This is a genomic window from Variovorax atrisoli 110B (genome assembly GCF_000382045.1).
Classification (GTDB): Bacteria; Pseudomonadota; Gammaproteobacteria; order Burkholderiales; family Burkholderiaceae_C; genus Variovorax; species Variovorax atrisoli.
This window is the reverse complement of the sequence record NZ_KB907450.1, coordinates 1,426,626-1,446,610: the sequence shown is the minus strand read 5'-3', so window position 1 is coordinate 1,446,610 and position 19,985 is coordinate 1,426,626. Positions and strand designations below refer to the sequence as shown.

General features: G+C 70.9%; 14 protein-coding genes. 5 read left to right on the top strand and 9 right to left on the bottom strand.

Features of this window, described 5'->3' with window-relative positions; all coding sequences use genetic code 11:
- Positions 1–3: 3 nt before the first annotated feature.
- From cobN to G369_RS37475, 3 genes are all read left to right on the top strand, one after another.
- Positions 4–3,828, top strand: coding sequence for a cobaltochelatase subunit CobN (cobN, locus tag G369_RS0106850; RefSeq protein WP_019653244.1), 3,825 nt, complete (start codon positions 4–6; stop codon positions 3,826–3,828).
- Positions 3,825–4,916 carry a magnesium chelatase ATPase subunit I gene (locus G369_RS0106845; protein WP_019653243.1) on the top strand — a complete coding sequence of 364 codons (1,092 nt, stop codon included), beginning with the start codon at positions 3,825–3,827 and terminating at the stop codon, positions 4,914–4,916. The genes cobN and G369_RS0106845 overlap by 4 nt, the downstream gene beginning before the upstream one ends.
- 194 nt (positions 4,917–5,110) lie before the next feature.
- A complete protein-coding gene (locus G369_RS37475) occupies positions 5,111–5,572 on the top strand; it encodes a vWA domain-containing protein (RefSeq protein WP_309935961.1) in 462 nt (153 codons plus the stop codon).
- Here the strand turns inward: G369_RS37475 and G369_RS35515 are convergent.
- From G369_RS35515 to pdxR, 8 genes are all read right to left on the bottom strand, one after another.
- Positions 5,548–6,066 carry an SET domain-containing protein gene (locus G369_RS35515; RefSeq protein WP_019653241.1) on the bottom strand — a complete coding sequence of 173 codons (519 nt, stop codon included), beginning with the start codon at positions 6,064–6,066 and terminating at the stop codon, positions 5,548–5,550. The two genes, G369_RS37475 and G369_RS35515, sit on opposite strands and share 25 nt — an antisense overlap.
- Positions 6,067–6,195: 129 nt before the next feature.
- Complete coding sequence (locus G369_RS0106830) at positions 6,196–7,137, bottom strand: ABC transporter substrate-binding protein (protein ID WP_019653240.1); 942 nt, start codon at positions 7,135–7,137, stop codon at positions 6,196–6,198.
- 34 nt (positions 7,138–7,171) lie between these two features.
- Positions 7,172–8,023 carry a PA4780 family RIO1-like protein kinase gene (locus tag G369_RS0106825; protein ID WP_019653239.1) on the bottom strand — a complete coding sequence of 284 codons (852 nt, stop codon included), beginning with the start codon at positions 8,021–8,023 and terminating at the stop codon, positions 7,172–7,174.
- Entirely contained in the window at positions 8,020–9,120 is a 1,101-nt protein-coding gene (locus G369_RS0106820) for a GNAT family protein (RefSeq protein WP_019653238.1), read from the bottom strand. Before G369_RS0106820 ends, G369_RS0106825 begins: the two co-directional genes overlap by 4 nt.
- A 382-nt stretch (positions 9,121–9,502) precedes the next feature.
- Positions 9,503–11,443 carry an RNA-dependent DNA polymerase gene (locus tag G369_RS35510; RefSeq protein WP_019653237.1) on the bottom strand — a complete coding sequence of 647 codons (1,941 nt, stop codon included), beginning with the start codon at positions 11,441–11,443 and terminating at the stop codon, positions 9,503–9,505.
- A 283-nt stretch (positions 11,444–11,726) separates the two neighbouring features.
- Positions 11,727–13,433 carry a hypothetical protein gene (locus tag G369_RS0106810; protein WP_019653236.1) on the bottom strand — a complete coding sequence of 569 codons (1,707 nt, stop codon included), beginning with the start codon at positions 13,431–13,433 and terminating at the stop codon, positions 11,727–11,729.
- Positions 13,430–16,624, bottom strand: a complete 3,195-nt coding sequence (locus G369_RS0106805) for a hypothetical protein (protein WP_208604379.1) — start codon at positions 16,622–16,624, stop codon at positions 13,430–13,432. The genes G369_RS0106810 and G369_RS0106805 overlap by 4 nt, the downstream gene beginning before the upstream one ends.
- A 113-nt stretch (positions 16,625–16,737) precedes the next feature.
- Positions 16,738–18,174, bottom strand: a complete 1,437-nt coding sequence (gene pdxR, locus G369_RS0106800) for a MocR-like pyridoxine biosynthesis transcription factor PdxR (RefSeq protein WP_019653234.1) — start codon at positions 18,172–18,174, stop codon at positions 16,738–16,740.
- A 97-nt stretch (positions 18,175–18,271) separates the two neighbouring features.
- On the opposite strand from pdxR, the gene G369_RS0106795 reads away from it, so the two are divergent.
- Together G369_RS0106795 and G369_RS0106790 are read left to right on the top strand one after the other, a co-directional pair.
- Complete coding sequence (locus G369_RS0106795) at positions 18,272–19,009, top strand: NAD-dependent epimerase/dehydratase family protein (protein ID WP_019653233.1); 738 nt, start codon at positions 18,272–18,274, stop codon at positions 19,007–19,009.
- Positions 19,010–19,038: 29 nt separating this feature from the next.
- Complete coding sequence (locus G369_RS0106790) at positions 19,039–19,536, top strand: cupin domain-containing protein (RefSeq protein ID WP_244164279.1); 498 nt, start codon at positions 19,039–19,041, stop codon at positions 19,534–19,536.
- A gap of 30 nt (positions 19,537–19,566) precedes the next feature.
- Here G369_RS0106790 and G369_RS0106785 read toward each other — a convergent pair whose 3' ends face one another.
- Positions 19,567–19,923 (bottom strand): DUF2845 domain-containing protein, encoded by a 357-nt coding sequence (locus G369_RS0106785; RefSeq protein WP_019653231.1) that lies wholly within the window; start codon positions 19,921–19,923, stop codon positions 19,567–19,569.
- Between the last annotated feature and the right edge of the window lie 62 nt (positions 19,924–19,985).

Here is a 19,985-nt window from a genome sequence, read left to right as displayed (position 1 = left end):
CGCATGCACCTGCTGAGCACCCAGCCCGGACGCTTCGTCGAGGACGACAGCGTCGTCACGCGCCTCGACCAGACGCCGGGCGACATCGTGGTGCTCAGCTCGGCCGACACCACGCTCGCGCTGCTCGCCGCCGCGCGCACCGCGCTGGCGGCCACCGACCCCGGCTATCCGTCGCTCAGGCTGGCCAATCTCATGTACCTGCGCCAGCCGGCCTCGCTCGACCTCTACGTCGACGAGGTGCTGCAGCATGCGCGCGTGGTGGTGGTCGACCACCTGGGTGCCGAATCGGCCTGGGCCTACGGGCTGCAGCAGCTAGAGAAGCTGGCGAAGCGCAAGGGCCAGCGGCTCGCGATGTTCTCGGGCGACCTGCAGGAAGACGAAGACCTGCTCGCGCGCGGCACGCTGTCGCGCGCGGTGAGCCGCCAGCTCTGGCAGTACATGCGCAGCGGCGGGGCGGGCAATGCGATGCAGTTCCTGCGCGAGGTGGCCTTCCACGGCCTGGGCCATGGCGAGGCCCCGTTGCCGCCGCGCAGCCTGCCGCAGGTGGCGCTGCACGTGCCGGGCGGCGCGGCCGCTTCGCATACCGTGGCCGGCATCGATGACCTGCGAGCCGGCTGGCACGCGGGCGCGCCGGTGGTGGCGCTGGTGTTCTATCGCTCGCACCTGCTGTCGGGCAACACGGCGGCCTTCGATGCGCTTGCCGCGGCCTTGACAGCGCAGGGACTGAATCCGCTGCCCGTCGCGCTCGATTCGCTGAAGGATCCGCTGTGCCTTTCCACGCTGCGCGCGCTGTGTGCGGAGCACGACGTGCAGCTGGTGCTCAACACCACGGCCTTCGCGGCCCTGGGACAGGGCGGGCCGGGCGGGCAAAGCGACGAGGTCGAGCTGGCTGGCGACGCCCCCGTGCTGCAGGTGATCGTGAGCGGCGGCAACAGGGAAGACTGGCTGGCCGACAGCCAGGGCCTGCGCCCGCGCGACATCGCGATGCAGATCGCCCTGCCCGAGATGGACGGCCGCATCGTCACGCGCGCCGTGAGCTTCAAGGGCCTGTCGCACCGCTGCGAGCTCACGCAGACCGAGGTGGTCAACTACCAGCCCGAGCCCGACCGCGTCGCCTTCGTGGCCGAGCTGGCTCGGCGCTGGTGCCGGCTGCGCAGCCTGCGTGCGGAAGGCAAGCGCATCGCACTGATCCTCGCCAACTATCCGGGCAGCGAAGGCCGCATCGGCAGCGGCGTGGGGCTGGACACGCCGGCCTCGGTGATGGCGATCCTGCACGCCATGGCAGCCGACGGCTATGCGCTGGGCGATCCCGGCGCGATGCCCGCCGATGGCGACGCGCTGATGCGCAGGCTGCAGGAAGGCATCGCCAACGACCCGTCGCAGTGGGCTTCGCGGCCCGCCTGGCAGAGCTTCGCGCTGGCGGACTACCGGGCATGCCTGGCACGACTGCCCGACGGCATGGCCGCGGCCATCGATGCGCGATGGGGACCGCCCGAACAAGACCCCATGCTGCGCAACGGCCGCTTCATGATCGCCGGCCTGCGGCTGGGCCGCGTGTTCGTCGGCATCCAGCCCGCGCGGGCGCTCGGCAGCCCGGGCGCCGCCGACTACGCGAGCTACCACGACGCCGAGCTGGTGCCGCCGCACAGCTACCTGGCCTTCTACTTCTGGCTGCGCGAGGCCTTCGCCATCGACGCGGTGGTGCACGTGGGCAAGCACGGCAACCTCGAATGGCTGCCCGGCAAGAGCATCGCGCTGTCGCAGGCCTGCTGGCCCGACGCGATCCTCGGGCCGATGCCCAACGTGTATCCCTTCATCGTCAACGACCCGGGCGAGGGCGCACAGGCCAAGCGGCGCACGCAGGCGGTCATCGTCGACCACCTCATGCCGCCGCTCACGCGCGCGGAGAACCACGGCCCGATGCAGGACCTGGAGCGTCAGGTCGACGAGTACTACGACGCGCTGCTGGTCGACGCGCGCCGTGCGAAGGTGCTGCGCGCGCAGATCCTCGCAGCCGTGCGCGCGCAGCATCTGGTCGAGGAACTGGGCTTGCCCGGCGCGCAGGAGGAAGACGACGCCGTGCTCGCGCGCGTCGACGCCTACCTCTGCGAGCTGAAGGAAACGCAGATACGCGACGGGCTGCACGTGTTCGGCGCTTCGCCGAGCGGGAGGCTGCGGCGCGACACGCTGCTGGCGCTGGCGCGCTATCCGGCGGCCGACGGCGCGGGCGCCAACGCCGGGCTGCTCGGCGCGCTTTCGCAAGACCTGCTGCCCGACGACGCCTTCGATCCGCTCGACATCGACGCGGCCCGGCCTTGGCAGGGCGCGCGGCCCGCGCTGCTGCAGTCGGTGAGCAGCGAAGCATGGCGCCACCAGGGTGACACGCGCGAGCGGCTGGAGCTGCTCGCGCAGCGGCTGATGGAAGAGGGCGCATGTCCGCCGGAACTGCCGCGCACCGCCGCCGTGATGAGCCGCATCGACCGCAGCCTCGCGCCCGCGCTCGACGCCTGCGGTGCGCAGGAGCTGCGCCAGCTCTTGCGCGCCCTGCAGGGCCGCTTCGTGCCGCCGGGCCCGAGCGGCTCTCCCTCGCGCGGCCGGCCCGACGTGCTGCCCACCGGCCGCAACTTCTACGCGGTCGACACCCGCGCCATTCCCACGCCCACGGCCTGGATGCTGGGCCTGAAGTCGGCCGCGCAGCTGGTCGAGCGGCACATGCAGGAACACGGCGACTACCCGGCGGCCCTGGGCCTGTCGGTCTGGGGCACGGCCACCATGCGCACCGGCGGAGACGACCTGGCGCAGGCCTTCGCGCTGATCGGCGTGCGGCCGAAGTGGGCGCCGGGCAGCCAGCGGGTGGTCGATTTCGAGGTGCTGCCCACGGTCGGGCTCGGGCGTCCGCGCATCGACGTCACGCTGCGCATCTCGGGCTTCTTCCGCGACGCCTTCCCGAATGCCGTTCAGATGTTCGACGCGGCAGTGCAGGCCGTGGCGGCACAGGAAGACGAGGACGAGGAGCGCAACCCGATCCGCGCGCGCATCCTTCGCGAGACCGCCGCGCTGCAGGCCCGGGGCATGGCGCCCGAGTTCGCACGCACGCAGGCCGGCTGGCGCGTGTTCGGCTCGGCGCCCGGCAGCTACGGCAGCGGCCTGCAGCCGCTCTTCGACCGTGGCGACTGGCAAAGCGACGACGACCTGTCGAAGGCCTACGTCGGCGGCAGCGCCCATGCCTACGGCCAGGGCAGCGACGGCGTGCCGGCGGCCGGCGCGCTGAAGCGCCGGCTGCGGGCGATGACCGTCGTCATGCAGAACCAGGACAGCCGCGAGCACGACCTGCTCGACTCCAACGACTACTACCAGTTCCAGGGCGGCATGGCCGCCGCCGTGCGCCACCTGAGCGGCCGCCAGCCCGCCATGTACCACGGCGACCACGGCAACCCCCAGGCGCCGCGCGTTCGCACGCTGAAGGAAGAGATCGGCCGCGTCGTGCGCTCCCGCGTGGTCAACCCGAAGTGGATCGACGGCGTGAAGCGCCACGGCTACAAGGGCGCCTTCGAGATGGCCGCGACGGTCGACTACCTCTTCGGCTTCGACGCCACCGCACGCGTGGTCGGCGACCACCAGTACGCGATGGTGGCCGACGCCTACGTGCTCGACGAGGCCACCCGCGACTTCGTGAACCAGCACAACCCGCGCGCGCTGCAGGACATGCTCGGCCGCCTGCTCGAAGCCATGCAGCGCGGCCTCTGGCAATCGCCCGGCGACTACCGCGCCCGGCTCGAGAACCTGCTGCTCGACCACGAGCAGCGGATGGAAGGAAGCCTCCGATGACGACCACTGCCGCCGCTGCCATGCCGGCGCCCTTTCCCTTTGCCGCCATAGCCGGGCAGCCGCACCTTCGGCAGGCCCTGCTGCTTGCCGCCGCCGATCCGGGCCTGGGCGGCGTGCTGATCGAAGGACCGCGCGGCACCGCCAAGACCACGGCGGCTCGTGCGCTGGCCGAGCTGCTGCCCGACGCACCCTTCGTCACCCTGCCGCTGGGCGCGAGCCTGGAAAGCCTCGTCGGCACGCTCGACCTCGGCCGCGCGATGGCGGGCCATGAGCTTCGCTTCGCACCCGGCCTGCTGGCGCGCGCACACGGCGGCGTGCTCTACGTGGACGAGATCAACCTGCTGCCCGACGCGCTGATCGATTCGCTGCTCGACGCCGCCGCCAGCGGCGTCAACGTGGTCGAGCGCGACGGCATCTCGCATCGCCACGCAGCTCGCTTCGTGCTCGTGGGCACGATGAATCCGGAGGAGGGCACGCTGCGCCCCCAACTGCTCGACCGCTTCGGCCTGTGCGTTCAGCTGCACAACATCGACGACCCGTCCGAGCGGCAGGCCATCGTGCGCGCGCGGCTGGCCTTCGATGCCGATCCGCAGGGCTTTCGCGACCGGCATGCGCAGGCGCAGGCCGAGCTGTCTTCGTCGCTGGTCCGCGCACGTGCGCTCGTGGCCGACGCGTCGGCGCTGCCATACACCGACGCGGTGCACGAGGCGGTGAGCGCCATGTGCATCGCCGCCGCCGTCGACGGGCTGCGCGCCGACCTGGTCATGCTGCGCTCGGCCCGCGCCCTTGCGGCATGGGAAGGTGCTACGGCCATCACCGGCCAGCACGTGCAGCGCGTGGCCGAGTCCGTGCTGCTGCATCGGCGCAAGCCCGAGGCCGAAACTGCCGCTGCCCGGACTGCGCCGCCCGATGTCGGCAGCAAGGCCGCCGGCGACGCGGACGGAGAAAGCAGCGCAGGCAGCGCGGACGACGGCGACTGGGGCGCCATGCCGCCCGAACCGGTCGGCATCGACCGCGTGAAGCCGCTGCGCCCGTTGATCCCTTCGTTGCGGCAGCAACAACAACAGGCCGCACCAAAAAAAGCCTGAGCCTCCGGGACGCCGCACCGCCCGCTGGCGCATCGCGCCAGGGCGACCGGAGGCAGGGCCCGCAAAGGGACGCATGGCACGGTGCCGCCAGGCAGGGCGCGGCCTTCGACTGGCCGCGCACCTTCGCCGCGCGCGGCGCCGACCGGCTGCGCGCGGATCATCTGCGCCATCGCCCGCGGGAAGCGCGCAGCGGCGTGCTGCATTGCTTCCTGCTCGACTGCTCGGCCTCGATGCGCGACGACGGCAACCTGGCACGCGCCAAGGGCCTGCTGCTGGCGCTGATGCAGGAGGCCTATCAGCGCCGGGACCACGTTGCGCTGCTGTGCTTCGCGGGCGAGGTCGTCGAGCTGCGCCTGCCGCCGCGGCGCGCCAGTGCCTGGAACGACGACTGGATCGCGCCGATCGCGGCCGGCGGCGGCACGCCCCTCGCGCTGGGCGTGCGGCGCGCCGACCAGCTGCTCGCGAAGAGCGGCGGCACGCGCCGGCGCTGGCTGTGGCTGCTCACGGATGGCCGCAGCAGCGAAAGCCCGCAGCGGCCGGAGTCGGCCGACGAGGTGTGCGTGGTCGATTTCGAGGCGGCGCGCCTGCCGCTGCACCGCGCGAGGCGGCTGGCCGACAGCTGGGATGCGCGCTACGTCCCGGCGGACAGCGCCTGAGCGGGCTGCGCGGCCTGCTCGTCGGCTTCGTCTTCAGGCGGGGCCAGCATGGTGCCCCGGCAGCTCGGCGCCCCGCAATGGCAGGGGTACTTCGACGCCGGCGAGCCGTCGTCGGCGGTCAGTGAATAGTCGATGAACAGCTCGTCGCCCGCATCCACCGCCACCAGCGTCTGGAACTTCAGCACCAGCTCGCCGCCTTCGTCGTACTCCTCGACCGCCTCGCAGTTGGGTTCGCACGAATGGTTGAGGTGGCGGGTGGCGTTGCCGCCCTTGGCACCGTCGATCGTCATGTCGTTCGACAGCGTGAAGAGGTAGGTGAGCTGGTCGTCCCAGACCTTGGTGGCGATCTCGGCCTTCGTGTAGCGGCGGCCCTCGTAGAGGCCGAGAAATGATTCGGCCGGCAGGTCGCGCGTGGCGAAGGCGCCGAGGCCGTGCACGCCGCTGGGGCCTACGCGGACGAAGGGCGTGGACGAGGTTCGCTTGTGGTGCTTCATGAGGGAGAAGAGTGGCTGCCGTGGGGCGTGTTGCTGTTGGCGTTGTCGGGCCGGTGGAGTGTCAACGCCATTCCGATCCGGCGGATGACAGACGGGTACCGCGTCATCGATCTGCTTGTCTGTGTCTGTTCAGGGCTTCGCGTCGCCGAGGGACGCCAGGCAGCTCACGATCGCGTCGGCTGCTTCGTCGAGGCGGGGGCCGGGTCGCATCATGAGGTCGAAGCGCGCAGAGGCGAAGCTGCACACCCGCCCGCGCTGGATCGCCGACATGGCGGACCAGCCCGGCCGCGCGGCCATGGCCGAGACCTCGCCGAGGGCCGACACCATCAGCACGTCGGGATTGGCGCGCACCACGAACTCGGGGCTCATCTTGGGGAAGGGGCCGAGCGTGCCGGGTACCGCGTTGCCGAGCCCGAGGCGGGCCAGCGTCTCGCCGATGAAGGAGCTCTCGCTGGCCGCGGCCATGCCGCCATGCACCTCGAAGTACACGCGCCGGCCCTGCCAGCCGGCCGGCACGCGGGCACGGGCCGCGTCCAGCCCGGCGTCGAGCTTGCGCCAGTAGGCCTCGCCCGCGCCGGGGCGGCCGGTGGCACGGGCCACGGTCTCCATCACGCGGCGCATGTCGGCATGGGTCTTGGCGTCGAGCGCGAGCACCTTCAGGCCCAGGCGCTCCAGCGGCTCGGCGGCGCGGCTGCGCGGACGCAGCAGCACCAGGTCGGGCTTGAGCGCGACGATGCGCTCCACGTTCGCGTCGTCGATGCCTCCCACCTGCGGCAGCCCCTTCACCGAGGCCGGCCAGTTGGCGTGGCGGTCGATGCCCACCAGCCGGTCGCAGGCGTCGAGCGCGCAGACGGTCTCGGTCAGCGAAGGCATCAGCGACACGATGCGCCTGGCCGGCGCCTGCAGATCGACCGTGGTGCCCCGGTCGTCCTCCAGCCGGATGGCCGTGCCGGCGGCATGCGCGGCCGGGCCGAAGCCCAGCGCGACGAAGGCCGCGGCCTTGGCGACCCGGCGGACGGTGGAAGACAGGAGCTGGCGCGGGGCGGGGTTCGGCAGGACGGAGGAGGTCATCGATCTGGCAGGCTGCGGGCGGGCGTTGGCCTGCCTATTGTCGCGGCGTGCGCAGGCGCAGCCGCCGCGCGGCCTCTTCCTCGCGCGCGTCGTCCACCTCGCGCATCACGTGGCGCAGGTCGACCGGGCCGGTTTCCTGAACGAAGCCGCCGGTGAGTTCGGTCTCGGGGCGCAGCTGGCCGCGCTCGTAGAGGTGCCAGATCTCCTCGCCGTAGTGCGTGTCCAGCAGCACGGGCGCGAACTGGCCGAAGAAATTGCGCAGGTTCTCGACGTCGCGCAACAGCATGCGCCGGGCGTGGTTGTTGCCCGCGGCATCGACCGCCTGCGGCAGGTCAATGACGACCGGGCCGTCCTCGGCCAGCAGCACGTTGAACTCCGAGAGGTCGCCGTGCACGATGCCCGCGCACAGCATGCGCATCACCTCGCGCAGCAGGCTGGCGTGGTGGCGCATGGCGTCCGCCGGCGAGAACATCACGTCGTTCAGGCGGGGTGCGGCGTCGCCATTGGCGTCGGTCACCAGGTCCATCAGCAGCACGCCCTCCAGGAAGTTGTGCGGCGTCGGCACGCGCACGCCGGCGGCGGCAAGCCGGTAGAGCGCGTCGACCTCGGCGCTTTGCCAGATGGCCTCGGTCACCTTGCGGCCGAAGCGCGTGCCCTTGGCCATGGCGCGCGCCTCGCGGCTGTTCTTGACGCGGCGGTTCTCGGTGTAGTCGACGGCCTGCCGGAAGCTGCGCTTGTCGGCCTCCTTGTAGACCTTGGCGCAGCGCGTCTCGTCGCCGCAGCGCACGACGTAGACCATGGCTTCCTTGCCGCTCATGAGCTGGCGAACCACGGTGTCGATCAGGCCTTCGTCGATCAGGGCCTGCAGTCTTTGCGGTGCCTTCATGCGCGGGACTCCCGGGAGATCATGGGACGGGTGGCGAGGTAGGCCCGCAGGCTGTCGGTGCCGAACTGGTAGAGGCCTTCCTGCCGGTGCACGACAAAGCCCAGCTGGCGGTTGATGGCGAGCATCGGCGCGTTGACCTCCGCGTTGCTGGTGGAGATCAGCGTCAGCTCCGGGTGGCGCGAGTGCACCAGCCGCAGCATCGCGGCCTTGACGCCCTTGGCCAGGCCCCTGCCGCGCCAGTGGCGGGCCACGGCCGTGAGCCGCTGGAACATGCGGTCGGGGAACAGCTGGTTCCAGCTGGCGTCGCACACCGCGACGACCTCGTCGCCATCGAGCAGCAGCACGAGGTAGTGTTCGCCGCCGCGGCGGTCGATCTCGGCGTACCACGCGAGATATTCCGCCATTTCATAGCGCATGGGCGCTCGCTCCAGTGCGCTGGTGGGCGCGTCGTTCAGCAACGTCGACAGCGCGGGCAGAAGTTCCGCGAGCCGCTCGACGGGCACGCGCCCGATATGGATCTCGGCGCGCAGACCGTGGGCGGGCGCGAAGCCCTCGGCCTCCCAGCGGGAGAGAGCCTGCCAGTCGAGGCCGGCGAAGGTTGCGCGGTTCTCGATGCTGCGGTGCCTCTCCTGCGCTCCGATGGCGCGCAGGAAAGCGTGGCCCTCGGGCAGGTGCGCCTTGACCGTCGCCGTGGTCTTGCCCTGTGCATCCATGAACGCGAGCAGCGCGCCAAGCAGCGTGCTGGCCACGCCGCGGCGCTGATGCGAGCGCAGCACGCCGCCCCAGATATCGACGAAGGGCGCGAAGGATTCATAGTCGGGCGTTCCCGCGCGGCGGATGCCCATGTTGAGGCTTCCGACGGGCCTGCCGTGCTCGTCGAGGGCCAGCACCCGGTGGATGACGTACAGCGGCGCGCTTTGCAGCACGCCGTGTCGGGTCTCGGCGTCGCTCGTCAACGGTTCGTCGGGAAAGTCCTCGGCGCTGCGCTGGCGCCAGTAGGCAAGGGCATCACGCCACTCAGCCTCGGAAGCGCGTTGGGGATCGAAGAATACGGTTGTTGCAACGGGCCGCGAATACGCGGCGTTGGCTTCGGACATGGTGTGCCTTGATTCGAAAGGGAACGGGGCGCCGACGGCACGTGCGTGCCGGCGGTGGCGTTTGAATCGGGGCTGTTTGTCGCGGCGGCGAGAAGGCCGCGGGTGCCGAACCGGGCGTGCCCGTCAGGGGCACGTGCTGCGCGGGAGGTGCGTCAGCAATCGATCAGCGGGTGGGGTGCACGACAAACCGCACGATGGTGGGGGCGTGAATTACGGCGTCTTCCATCTCGTGCCTCCTTTTCGCGGTGGTTGTCGAAGCGGCCACTGTAGCGGCCCGGTCGCCTGCTGTGAAGTGCCGCATGACTCTGCGTGGTGCAACGTGGTGCGGGCGGCACACGAGAGCCGGCGGGCCCGGTCGGCCCCGCCGGCCCTGAGCATGCCCTCAGTTCTTCATGCTGTGGACCAGGGAGGCCAGCGCCGACGAGATGAAGACCGCCACGATGAAGCGCAGCCAGCCCGACTTGCGCTGCACGATGTTGCTGATGGTGACGGCGCCCGTCATCAGCCAGATCAGCGGACTGGCGCTTGTGGTGAAGACGCTGAAGACGTAGACGGCCTGCATCAGCACGCTGATGCCCCAGCGGACCCGGAAGGCGGAGGCGGGCGCCGGCGCTGGCGGCTGCGCGGGGGCCTGCCCCGACGGCCGCGGTGCCGCTGTGGCAGGGCGCACCGCTGCAGGCGCGGACACGGCTGGCTGGGGCCGCGCCGCCTCGCGTTGCGCCTTCTTTTCCTCCGCCAGTTGCTCGGCGGTCTTCTCCAGCACCGGCGCGGGTGCCTCGGCCGGCTGCCACCAGGCTGGCCATGGCGCCTTGCCCGCTGCGGACTGCTTGCGGAACTCGCCCGCGCCGAGCTTGCGCTGCGATGCCTCAGTCGCTGGCTTGGCGCCGCCTTCGTGCTTCGCCGCCAGCGCGCGCACGCGCTGCAGGTAGGGCTCGGCGCGCGCCGCGTCGGCCATCGCGATGAAGTTGGCATAGCCGCGCAGCGCGCTGATCACGTCGCTGTTGCCGTTCCACTGCAGGCCCTGCGGGCCGTGGCGCTCGGCCTGGTGCAGCACCGCGCGGAAGCGCCGCAGCGTGTCGCGGTCGACCGAGAGCTTGTCGTTGACCACGATGCCCGTCACGTGCTGCTGGCGGTGCCTGCGCATCACCTGCTGCTTGTCGGGGTGCAGCGTGAGGCCCTCGCTCGCCACGATCTGCTTCACGCGCCACAGCAGCTTGGCCGTGTCGCGGCTGTGCTCGGGGCCGGCGGAGAAGGTCAGGTCGTCGGCATAGCGCGTGTAGCGGAAGCCCAGCTTCGCCGCGCTCGCAGCCAGCCGTGCATCGAGCCGTCGGCACAGCAGGTTGGTGATCATCGGGCTGGTGGGCGCACCCTGGGGCAGCACGCGCTCGCCGCGCGCGACGAAGTAGCGGCTGCCGTCGAGCTGCACCTCGTCGGTCGGCGCCTCGGTACACAGCAGTGCCAGCAGGCTCGCGACCTGCGACGAATAGCCCAGCTGGCGGAACACGCCGCGCACGCGCCGCATGCCGATGGAGGGAAAGAAGTCCTTCAGGTCGAGGTTGACGACCACGTCGCGGCCCACGTGCGGCGCCGCGTTGGTGAGGATCGAGCGGCCCGGCATGAAGCCGTGCGCCGCCTCGTGCACCGGCATCTTCGCGAGGATGTTGTCCAGCACCCAGTACTGCGCGCGCTTCAGTCGCGGCATGGGCGCGGAGATGTGGCGCTCGCCGCCGCTCTTCTTGGGCATGGTGAAGCGCTGGTAGTGGCTCACGCTCGACACCTCTCGGTGCCATGCCAGGAAGCGCAGCTCACCCAGGCCGACGCCCATGGCCTGCGCCAGGTCGCCCGCATGGTCCAGCGCGGGCAGGGCGTTGCGCGCCAGCGCCTGGCTGTCGCTGTGCGCGTCGTTCAGGCCGCCGGAGACGCCGTCGCCCACGTACAGCAGCTCGCGCTTGCGCCGCTCGTGCCAGGCCAGGGCGCGCGAATGGCGGCCCTGCGCGAGGCGCTGGCGGGTTTCCTCGCGGCGCTCGCGGGCGCGGGCCATGCGCTCCTTGCGCATGATCTTCAGGGCCCGGTCGCGGTCCTCGATGCCGCGCAGTTCGCTGCCGAGCTTCGAGAGCGCGGTCTGCAACTCGCCCTCGCGGCGGATCAGCTGTTCCTCGACCGTCGGCTGCGCCGCGTCGCGCGGCCAGAAGCCCAGGCGCTGCATTTCCTCGAGGACGACTTCCTGCTTGGAACTCTTGCGGATGCGCTCGTACAGCTGCTCGCGGGTGAGCGCCGAGTCGGGCACGGAAGATGAAGAAGAGGCGGGAGACTGCATGGTCATGGCGCTGCGCCACCGGCCGATGCACTGCTTGGAGAAGGGAAAAGATTGCGAACGAAGCGGGAATCTCGTCGAAGAGCCTCGGGACTGGAGGGCTCCACTCGACGCCGTATGGCCATGGTGACGCCGATGAGCTTCGAGGAAGCCGCACTGTTGTCGCGTCACCATGGCCATACGGCACAGTGAAGAGACGTCCAGTGACGCTTGGGAAGTGCTGTGTGCGAGGGCGGCGATACGCCGACCGGATTGCAAGAGCCTTCCCGCTCCGTTCGCAAAAAGCAGTGTATCAGCCGATGTGGGCGGTGCTCCTTTCCGGGTCTGTCGTTGTTGTTGTCGTCGTGTTCGCCGCGATGGACGGCGTGGCCGAGAGGCGCAGCGCGAGCATGTGCTCGCACGGCCCCCGGGTCATGCGATGGCGCACGAAGTGGCTGCATTGGCATTCGCCCGAGGCCACGCGCTGGTCGGCGTCGAGCTGCAGGCTCGTGAAGTACTCGCGCTGGCCGTTCGAACCCTTGGCCTTGCCGCTGATCGAGACGCCGCCGTCGGCGCGCGCCTGCGTCTTCACATTGACGATGCGACGCGCGCGCACCAGTTCGGCTGCGGCTTCTTCCTCGGGGCTGGCATAGCGCAGCTTGTCCATGGGCAGCGGCTCGCGGCTGAGCTCGCGCAGCCGCCACACGCCGTGCGCGATGTCGTAAACCACGCGGCCTGCCTGCACGTAGCCGCCGAGCGCCGCGTCGACGGTGAGCGTCGACAGCCCGGTGGCCGCCGCCAGCTCGGCGGTGGTGGCGCGCCAGCGCTCGCCGAGCGCCGAGAACACGCGCAGCAGGCTGTCCTGGTCGACCGTCTGGCGCGGCTGCAGCAGCTCGAAGTGGCCGTTGCGCGACCAGTCGTTGGCGGTCCAGCCCGAAAGACCGAGGGTGAATTCCATGTCGGGCATCTGCGCGACCCAGAAGCTCGGCATGCCGGTACCCAGCAGGTGCACGGTGAAGCCCTGCGCCACCGGCACCAGCCGTTCGAGCTGCAGCAGACGGCGCCGGCCCCACACGCGGATGTCGATGTCGGCGGCGGCGGTGTGGGTCGAGCGCGGGCACACCAGCTCGTGGCCCCAGGGCTCGAACACGATGCGCACCGGCTGCCCCGGCCGCAGCACGAAGCGCAGCGAGCGTGGCCCCACGCGCTCCTTGCGCCGGCGCAGCACCAGGCAGATGTTGTGGATGTCCATCGGATGCAGCTGCAGCCGGTGCGCGGGCAGCAGCATCGCGCTGCTGACCTGCAGGAAGCCGCGCACCCAGCTGTCGGGCACGTCGATCTTGGGTTCGTGGAAGGCCGGGTCGTTGTTGCTCCGGACCTGGAAGCCGCCCGGGTCGATGGCCAGCCGCGTCTTCTTGTAGTCACGGATCTTCTGGAACTCGTCGTACAGCGACTCGGAGTAGTCGACATTGGTGGTGCCGCAGGCATGGTCGCTCACCCGGTCGAAGACGTCGTGGCTGCACGAGAACATGCCGTAGCTCGACTCGTCCTGGCTGAAGCACTCGAAGAACACGCGGTCGGGGTGCACCGTGATGACGGGGTCGAGCACGAACCACGCCTCGCGGTTGACCTTGTAGATGTGGTCGAAGTAGCGCTTCTGCGCACTCATGAAGGGCTGCAGCACCGCCTGCTTGCGCTTGCGCAGCTCGGCCAGTTCCTTGGAGAGGGGCTCCATCTGCGCCTTCAGCTCGTCGCTGCGCGCCATGAACTGCGCGAGCAGCTCGCTTTCCTGCCCGGCCAGCCATTCGAGGTACGCGCTCTTGTCGCGCGGCTTGAAGCGCAGGTCGCCCACCACCACGTCGTGCAGCGCCGACATGCCTTCGCGGAACGGCAGGTGGCGGTTGATGTCGGCGACGAAGTGCACCGGCGCGCGCAGCGTGTCGGGCGCGAATTGCAGCGCGGTGCTGTCGGCCGTGTGCTGCGCGCCGGAATGGCCGAAATATCGGTACTGGAATCTCATGCGGCGGGCCCTCCGGTCCGGGCTGCGGAAGAAGGCGGCAGCGGCGCGCGGCGCGGCGCGATGCTGCGCACCGTCGCGGTCTGCAGGGGGTTGTCCAGCAGGGGGAAGGCTTCCTGGATGCTGCGCAGCCCCGCCACGTATTGCGCGCGCTCGGTGATCGCGCCGGTGACGGCCTGCCGCGCGAACACGCGCGCGACGATGCGTGCGATGTCTTCCGAGTGCACCGCCTGTGCGGCCAGGAACTCCATCACGCGCGACTTGGCCAGCCGCCCCCGATTGGCCTGCGAGAGCACGCTGAGGAAGTAGGGCTCAAGCCGGGCGAGCACGTCGGCGTTGCGGCTCGCGGCCGAGGCCAGCCAGTTGGTCACGAAGAGCTGCATGCCCGGCGAGGGATGCTGGCTCAGCTGCAGCATGTAGGTGGTGACGTCGGTCACGTCGAAATGCGTGGTGAGCAGCTCGCGGCCCAGGCGCTGGGCGCCCGCGTCCTTGTGGTCGCACAGGCGCACGAGCAGCGCGGGCGTCCAGAGGCTGGATTCGCCCTGGGAGCCGAACCACCGGCGCGCCCAGTCGCGCGCGTCGTCCCAGCGGCTGTCGAAGATGCGAAGCGCGTCGCCGAGCTCGGCGAGCGTGCGCTCCGGTCTGGCGGCCAGCTGCTCGGTAGCCCACTGGCGAGCGGCGGCGGTGTCGACCAGGCCGAGGCTTGCGGTCTGCAGCACGCTGAAATCGAGCGGTTCCTGCTGCGGCAGCAGCCAGGCGCCAAGACGCTGCGCGCCCTTGCTGCGCGCTTCGAGCAGGCGAAGGGTGACGGCGGGCTCGCCGCGGCGCGTGTGCTCGGCCAGCGGGCCGCACAGCCACTGCAGCAGCGAATCGAATATGCCCTCCGCGGATTCGGCGCGGAACAGTTCGTCGCGCAGCAGCGGCATCAGCGCGGCGGCGAAGGCCGGGTGTGCGGGCAGCAGCTGCGCCAGGCGCGGCGCGACCGCGGCGCGCACCGCCGGCATCGGGCTGCTGCAGAAGGCGGCAAAGAGTTCGGGCTGGGTGACCAGCGACTCGTCGGGCAGCGAAGTGAAGAGCCTCACGCCGGCGCCGCGCAGCCGCTCGTCGTCGGACTGCAGCAGCCGCGTGAGCACGCTAACCGGCAGGCCCTGCACCGAGGCCGGATGCAGCAGCAGCCACTCTGCGGCGGTGCGCACGACGTCGGGGCTCGCATGCTCGAAGAGCGCCAGCAGCCTGTCGAGCGGCGCCTTGGCCGCCGCCGTGCGCAGCAGGCCCTGCAGCGCCCACTGCAGGTTCTCGCAGATCGCGTCGAGCTGGGGCTGCGCGGCGTCGCAGGCCGACAGCCACGAAAGCAGTTCGGAGGCCAGCGCGTCGAGCGTCGAGAGGTTCGGCGCGGCGGCCTGCAGCAGCAGGCGCGAGGCGCGGCGCACTTCGGCATGGGGCGAGGTCAGCAGCGCCAGCAGCAGGTCGACCTGCTGGCTGTAGAGGCCCGGGTCCTGCCCGATGTATTCGAGCGCGAGCGTGCGTGCCTCGGCCAGCGGCGAGCCCAGCAGTGCCGGCAGCCAGGGCAGGGGAGCTTCGCCCGCTGCGATGCGCTGGCGCGCGATGCCCAGCGCGAAGCGGGCCGTGTCTTCCCAGGTGCGGCCCAGCAGGCCGCGGACGGTCTGTGCGTCGAGCGCTTCGCAGAAGGGTTTGTTGTCCTGCAGCGCGCGTGCGGCGAAGGCATGCACCGCCGCGCACCGGCCCTGCTGCATCAGCTGCAGCAGCGCCTGCGGATGGCGGTCCCAGCGTTCGGGCCAGGCTTCGGTGCGGTTCAGGCGCTGCGCGGGCAGCGGCGTGCTGCGGCGCCATTGCAGGCCGCCGCGCTGCGCCTCCCATTCGGGGTCGTGGCGATGCAGAAGCTGCATCAGCACCAGCCAGCGGCTGTAGGGGCCGGTGTGCCAGCTGCGGGGTTCGGGCGTCCAGCGCGATTCGCGCTGCTGGCCGGCGGTGCCGGCCTCGGTGTCGTCGGCCGCCAGCAGCACGCCCATGGCGAGCCGCAGCCAGTCGGCTTCGTCGGCCGCCCCGGCGAGCGCGAGCCTGCGAAGGTTGCGCCAGGTGCGGCGGCGCAGGTAGTCGCGCGTGCGCTGGCTGTAGGCGAGGCGGCTGTCGGGCCGCGCGACTTCCTTGGCGATCTCCAAGTAGCGGCCGTTGACCTGCGCCCAGCGCCCCCCGGTGCGGTAGGCCGCGCGCTGCGTTTCCAGGCGCTGGTGCAGCACGCCGAGCAGGGCATAGTCGCCCGCGAACTCCGCGCCCTTGTACAGGCGCCGCCATGCGCGGAAGCTGCCGGCCGCGAGCTGCAGCGTCGGCGCGATCTCCAGTAGTGCGGCGTGCGCAAGCCCGTCGTCGCGGCGGCCTTCGAGCAGCGACAGGTCTAAGAGCTGCTCGACCCAGGCCGCGTACTTCAATCCGTTCCAGAGCGCAGGGTCGGCCAGATGCTGCCGCAGCATCGGCATGGCTTCGGCGGCCGGCGCTTCGCCCATCGCGGCCCAGGCACGGCGCAGCGGCGCGGGCCAGTCGTCGACGATACGCGCCGCCTCGGCCGCGCGCTGCTCCTCGGGCCAGAGCGCGAGCGCGGCCCAGCGGGCGGCGCGCGTGACCACCGGCGTGCGCCCGCGCTGCGACAGCTCGCGCATCGCCTCGAAGGCGCCCACGTCGCCGCAGCGGCCGATGGTCCAGGCGATGCAGTAGTCGAGCATCGGCTCGCCGGTCTCGATGTGGTCGATGAGTTGCGGCACCGCGGCCGCGAGCCGGCGCTCGCCGATGCGCCACACCACGCGGCTGCGGCGCACCGGTGGCAGCAGGCGCCATGCGTCGGGGCGGATGGCCGCCAGCAGCACGGCGTCCCCAGGGTGGGTGATGGGGGCAATGGGCGGGGATGCGGCGGCAACCGGAGCGGCGGAGCCTTCGATGACGTAGCCCTGGGCGATCTGCGACGCGACAGCATGCTCGAAGGCAATGCTGGCTGCCTCCAAGGGCAGCGGCGAGGGGGTGAAGACCGTTTCCCTCCACTGCAGTCCGTCGCGGCTGGTGCTCACGTGCACCACATGGCCGGCGTCTTCCGGCAGGACGAACAGTTCCACGGTGCTGAAGCCGGCGGCGCCTGCCACGCCGGGCTTCATGCGGATCAATTTCTCTGAGCGAATGCGCTTCACGCGGAGGCCTCCCTGCCTTCGGTTGGTGCTTGTGCTTCTTTCTGTGTCGCCGCGCATCTTAGCGGGGGTTTGCGGGCAGCGGCCGCCGCGGAATGCGCGGCGAGCCGGACCACTCAGCCCAGCGCCGAGCGCAGTCTTGCCGCGAGCCGTCCGGCCTCGGCGGCGGTGGCGATGTTGGTGAAGCCCATCAGCAGCCCCTGCGAGCCCGGCCGCGAGATGCCCCGTGCTGACAGCGGCTGGCAGTTGAGACCCGCCAGTTGCGCGCGCTGGGCCAGCGTCGCATCGTCTTCGGTGCGCCCGTCGAAACGCGCGATCAGGTGCATGCCGCCGTTGCGCAGGTCGATGTGCACCACGTCGCCGAAGGTCTTCTGCAAAGCTGCCACGAGCATCGCGCGGCGGCGCGCGTAGAGCAGGCGCATCTTCTTCAGGTGACGCGGGAAGTGGCCCTCGCGCATGAAGTCGGCCACCACCGCCTGCGTGCTCTGCGGGCTGCCGTTCGACCAGGCGCATGCCGCTTCCGCGAAGCGCGCGCACAGCGATTCGGGAACCACGAGATAGCCCAGCGCCAGCCCCGGGAAGAGCACCTTCGAGAAGCTGCCGGCGTACAGCACGCGGTCGTGGCTGTCCAGGCTCTTGAGCGCGGGCAGCGGCGCGCCGGCATAGCGGTATTCGCCGTCGTAGTCGTCCTCGACGATCCAGGCGCCGGCTTTCGAGGCCCAGTCGAGCAGCTGAAGCCGCCGCGCGAGCGTCATCGACACGCCCAGCGGCGCCTGGTGCGAGGGCGTGACCACGGCCATGCGCGCCCGGGGCGCCTTGCGCAGGCCGCGCTCGACGACGAGGCCTTCTTCGTCCACCGGCACCGGCACCGCGCGATGGCCGGCGGCGCGCAGCACCTCCTGCGTCGGCGGAAAACCGGGATCCTCCACCCAGACGCGATCGCCGCTCTTCAGCAGCGTGCGTGCGGCGAGCGCGAGCGATGCGCGGTAGCCGCCCGTCACCAGCACCTGCGAGGCATGGCACGGGACGCCGCGCGACACCCGCAGGTAGGCCGCGATCGCCTCGCGCAGCGGCGGGTAGCCGCAAGGGTCGCCATAGAACATGTCGGCACCGCTCATGGCCCGCGCGCGGCGGGCGGCGAGCCGCGACCAGAGCTTGCGCGGAAACGCATCGAGCGCCGGGATGCCCAGTTGCATGAGGGGCGGCTCGCCCGGCTGCTTGAGCGTGTCGGGCACCGGCCTGTCGTTGCGGCGCTGCGGTTCCCGCCTTGCCGGCCGATGCGGCGGCAACGAGGGCGACACCACCGTGCCCGCCTGTCCGCGAGAGGAGAAATAGCCTTCGCCGATCAGCTGCCCGTAGGCGGCCTCGATGGTGCCGCGTGCCACGCCGAGCTCGGCCGCCAGGCTGCGCGCGGAGGCGACCCGGTCGCCGGGGCGCAGCGCACCTTGCTCGATGGCGCTGCGATAGCGCTCGTAGACCTGGCGGAAGAGCGGCGTCTTCTTCGCCCGGTCGAGTCCGGGTGCGTCCTTCGGTGCTTGGGGCTTCGGCATCATGGCCTGGTCATTCCTGCGATTCTTGGCTCTTTTGGATGGGGCATCGTAGACCTAAGCTCATTCCCGTGAACATGAACAGCCTGGAAGGACGAATGCAATGAGCGAGAAGGTGTTTCTGGCAGGCGCCACCGGCGCGGTGGGCGTGGCGCTGGTTCCGATGCTGGTCGAGGCCGGCTTTGAGGTGCACGGCACCACGCGCCGTGCGGACCGTGCCGCCGCGCTGGAGGCGATGGGCGTGCACCCGGTCGTCGTCGACGTGTTCGATGCGGCGGCCCTGCACGACGCGCTGGTGCGCATCGCACCCTGGGGCGTGATCCACCAGCTCACCGACCTGCCCAGGGACCTCGATCCGGCGCGCATGGCGCAAGCCGCCGTGCTCAATGCGCGGGTGCGCACCGAGGGCACTCGCAACCTCGTGGCCGCGGCGCAGGCGGCGGGCGCGAAGCGGCTGGTGGCGCAGAGCATCGCCTGGGCCTATGCGCCGGGGCCGAAGCCCTTCACCGAAGACCGGCCGCTCGACCTGCAGGCCGAAGGCGCGCGCCGCGTCAGCGTCGATGGCGTGGCCGCGCTGGAGCAGAGCGTGATGGACGCGCGGGGCATGGCGGCCACCGTGCTGCGCTACGGGCAGCTCTACGGGCCGAACACGTCGACGCCGACGCCCAAGGGATCGAGTCCGTTGCATGTGAAGGACGCCGCGCGCGCCGCCTTGCTTGCACTGCAGCGCTCGCCTGGCGGCATCTTCAATATCGCCGAGGACGGCGTCGAAGTCAGCAGCGAGAAGGCGAAGCGGATGCTGGGCTGGCAGGCAGATGCGCAACGGGGAGCAACGCCTTGAACGCGGTGCCGCTTCCAATGCATCGCGCCATGGGCATCGGCTTTGCCGTGCTGGCGTTCGCGTCGATGGGTTGGGCCTTGCTGCCGCATGCGAGCAAGCAATCGACGGCGCAGCTCATCGACGACGTCTGCAGCACGTTGAGCCGCCCGATGTTCTCGTCGGCGCCTGCACCGGAAGGCTCCGCAGCCGCGGCGCGACCCCGCACCTCGGTGAAGGTGATCTCATGCGAAGCGCTGCCCCACGTGCCGGGCAAATCGGTGACAACCGCCATCGTCGACTTTCCGCCGATGGCCTATTCGCCGGCACACCGGCACCCGGGCTCGGTGACGGCGATCATCCTCGAAGGCACGGTGCGCTCGCAGCTGGCAGGCGGACCGCCGGGCGACTACAGGACGGGCGAGACCTTCTTCGAGCCGCCCGGCACGCTGCATCTGTTCGCGGAGAACCCCGATCCGGTGAAGCACGCCAGGCTGGTGTCGGTGTTCGTCACCGAAGAGAACTGCGGGCCGCTGGTGCTGCCGCCCTGATCGGCATGCTGCAGCGATACAGCCCGGCCGCTAGCGCATCTTCTCGCCATCGCGCACCGACTCGATCGCGCCGTTGTAGAACCTCACGATGCCGAGGAAGTTGCCCTGGCCGCGGTAGTAGACCCAGTCTTCCATCGGCACGCACTGCTGCGTCACCACCTGCTGCGCCGGGCCGCCGGGATAGGGAGAAAGCACCCAGGCGACCTGCGGACGCGGCACGCAGACGAATTCCTTGGACATCGGCTCGCCGCATTTCTGGATCACCGAGACCTTGGAGTCGCCCACGCCGGAGAGCGTGCCGCCGCAGCTCAGCGACTGGGCCGATGCGGCCGGGGAATGCAGCAGGGAGACGAGGCAGAAGATGGCGCTCGCGGCGAGTGTGCGCATGGTGGGACGGATTCCTTGTGCTGCCTGGGACCATGGCCGGCCCCGATAGTTTCCCTTGCCTT

What these genes read in the sequence shown, in the direction of transcription:
- pdxR (WP_019653234.1), bottom strand. Translation starts at nt 18,174, where the DNA reads ATGATGCCGAAGCCCCAAGCACCGAAGGACGCACCCGGACTCGACCGG.
- G369_RS0106810 (WP_019653236.1), bottom strand. Translation starts at nt 13,433, where the DNA reads ATGAGATTCCAGTACCGATATTTCGGCCATTCCGGCGCGCAGCACACG.
- G369_RS35510 (WP_019653237.1), bottom strand. Translation starts at nt 11,443, where the DNA reads ATGACCATGCAGTCTCCCGCCTCTTCTTCATCTTCCGTGCCCGACTCG.
- G369_RS0106845 (WP_019653243.1), top strand. Translation starts at nt 3,825, where the DNA reads ATGACGACCACTGCCGCCGCTGCCATGCCGGCGCCCTTTCCCTTTGCC.
- G369_RS0106795 (WP_019653233.1), top strand. Translation starts at nt 18,272, where the DNA reads ATGAGCGAGAAGGTGTTTCTGGCAGGCGCCACCGGCGCGGTGGGCGTG.
- G369_RS0106825 (WP_019653239.1), bottom strand. Translation starts at nt 8,023, where the DNA reads ATGAAGGCACCGCAAAGACTGCAGGCCCTGATCGACGAAGGCCTGATC.
- G369_RS0106820 (WP_019653238.1), bottom strand. Translation starts at nt 9,120, where the DNA reads ATGTCCGAAGCCAACGCCGCGTATTCGCGGCCCGTTGCAACAACCGTA.
- cobN (WP_019653244.1), top strand. Translation starts at nt 4, where the DNA reads ATGCACCTGCTGAGCACCCAGCCCGGACGCTTCGTCGAGGACGACAGC.
- G369_RS0106790 (WP_244164279.1), top strand. Translation starts at nt 19,039, where the DNA reads ATGGGCATCGGCTTTGCCGTGCTGGCGTTCGCGTCGATGGGTTGGGCC.
- G369_RS0106785 (WP_019653231.1), bottom strand. Translation starts at nt 19,923, where the DNA reads ATGCGCACACTCGCCGCGAGCGCCATCTTCTGCCTCGTCTCCCTGCTG.
- G369_RS0106830 (WP_019653240.1), bottom strand. Translation starts at nt 7,137, where the DNA reads ATGACCTCCTCCGTCCTGCCGAACCCCGCCCCGCGCCAGCTCCTGTCT.
- G369_RS35515 (WP_019653241.1), bottom strand. Translation starts at nt 6,066, where the DNA reads ATGAAGCACCACAAGCGAACCTCGTCCACGCCCTTCGTCCGCGTAGGC.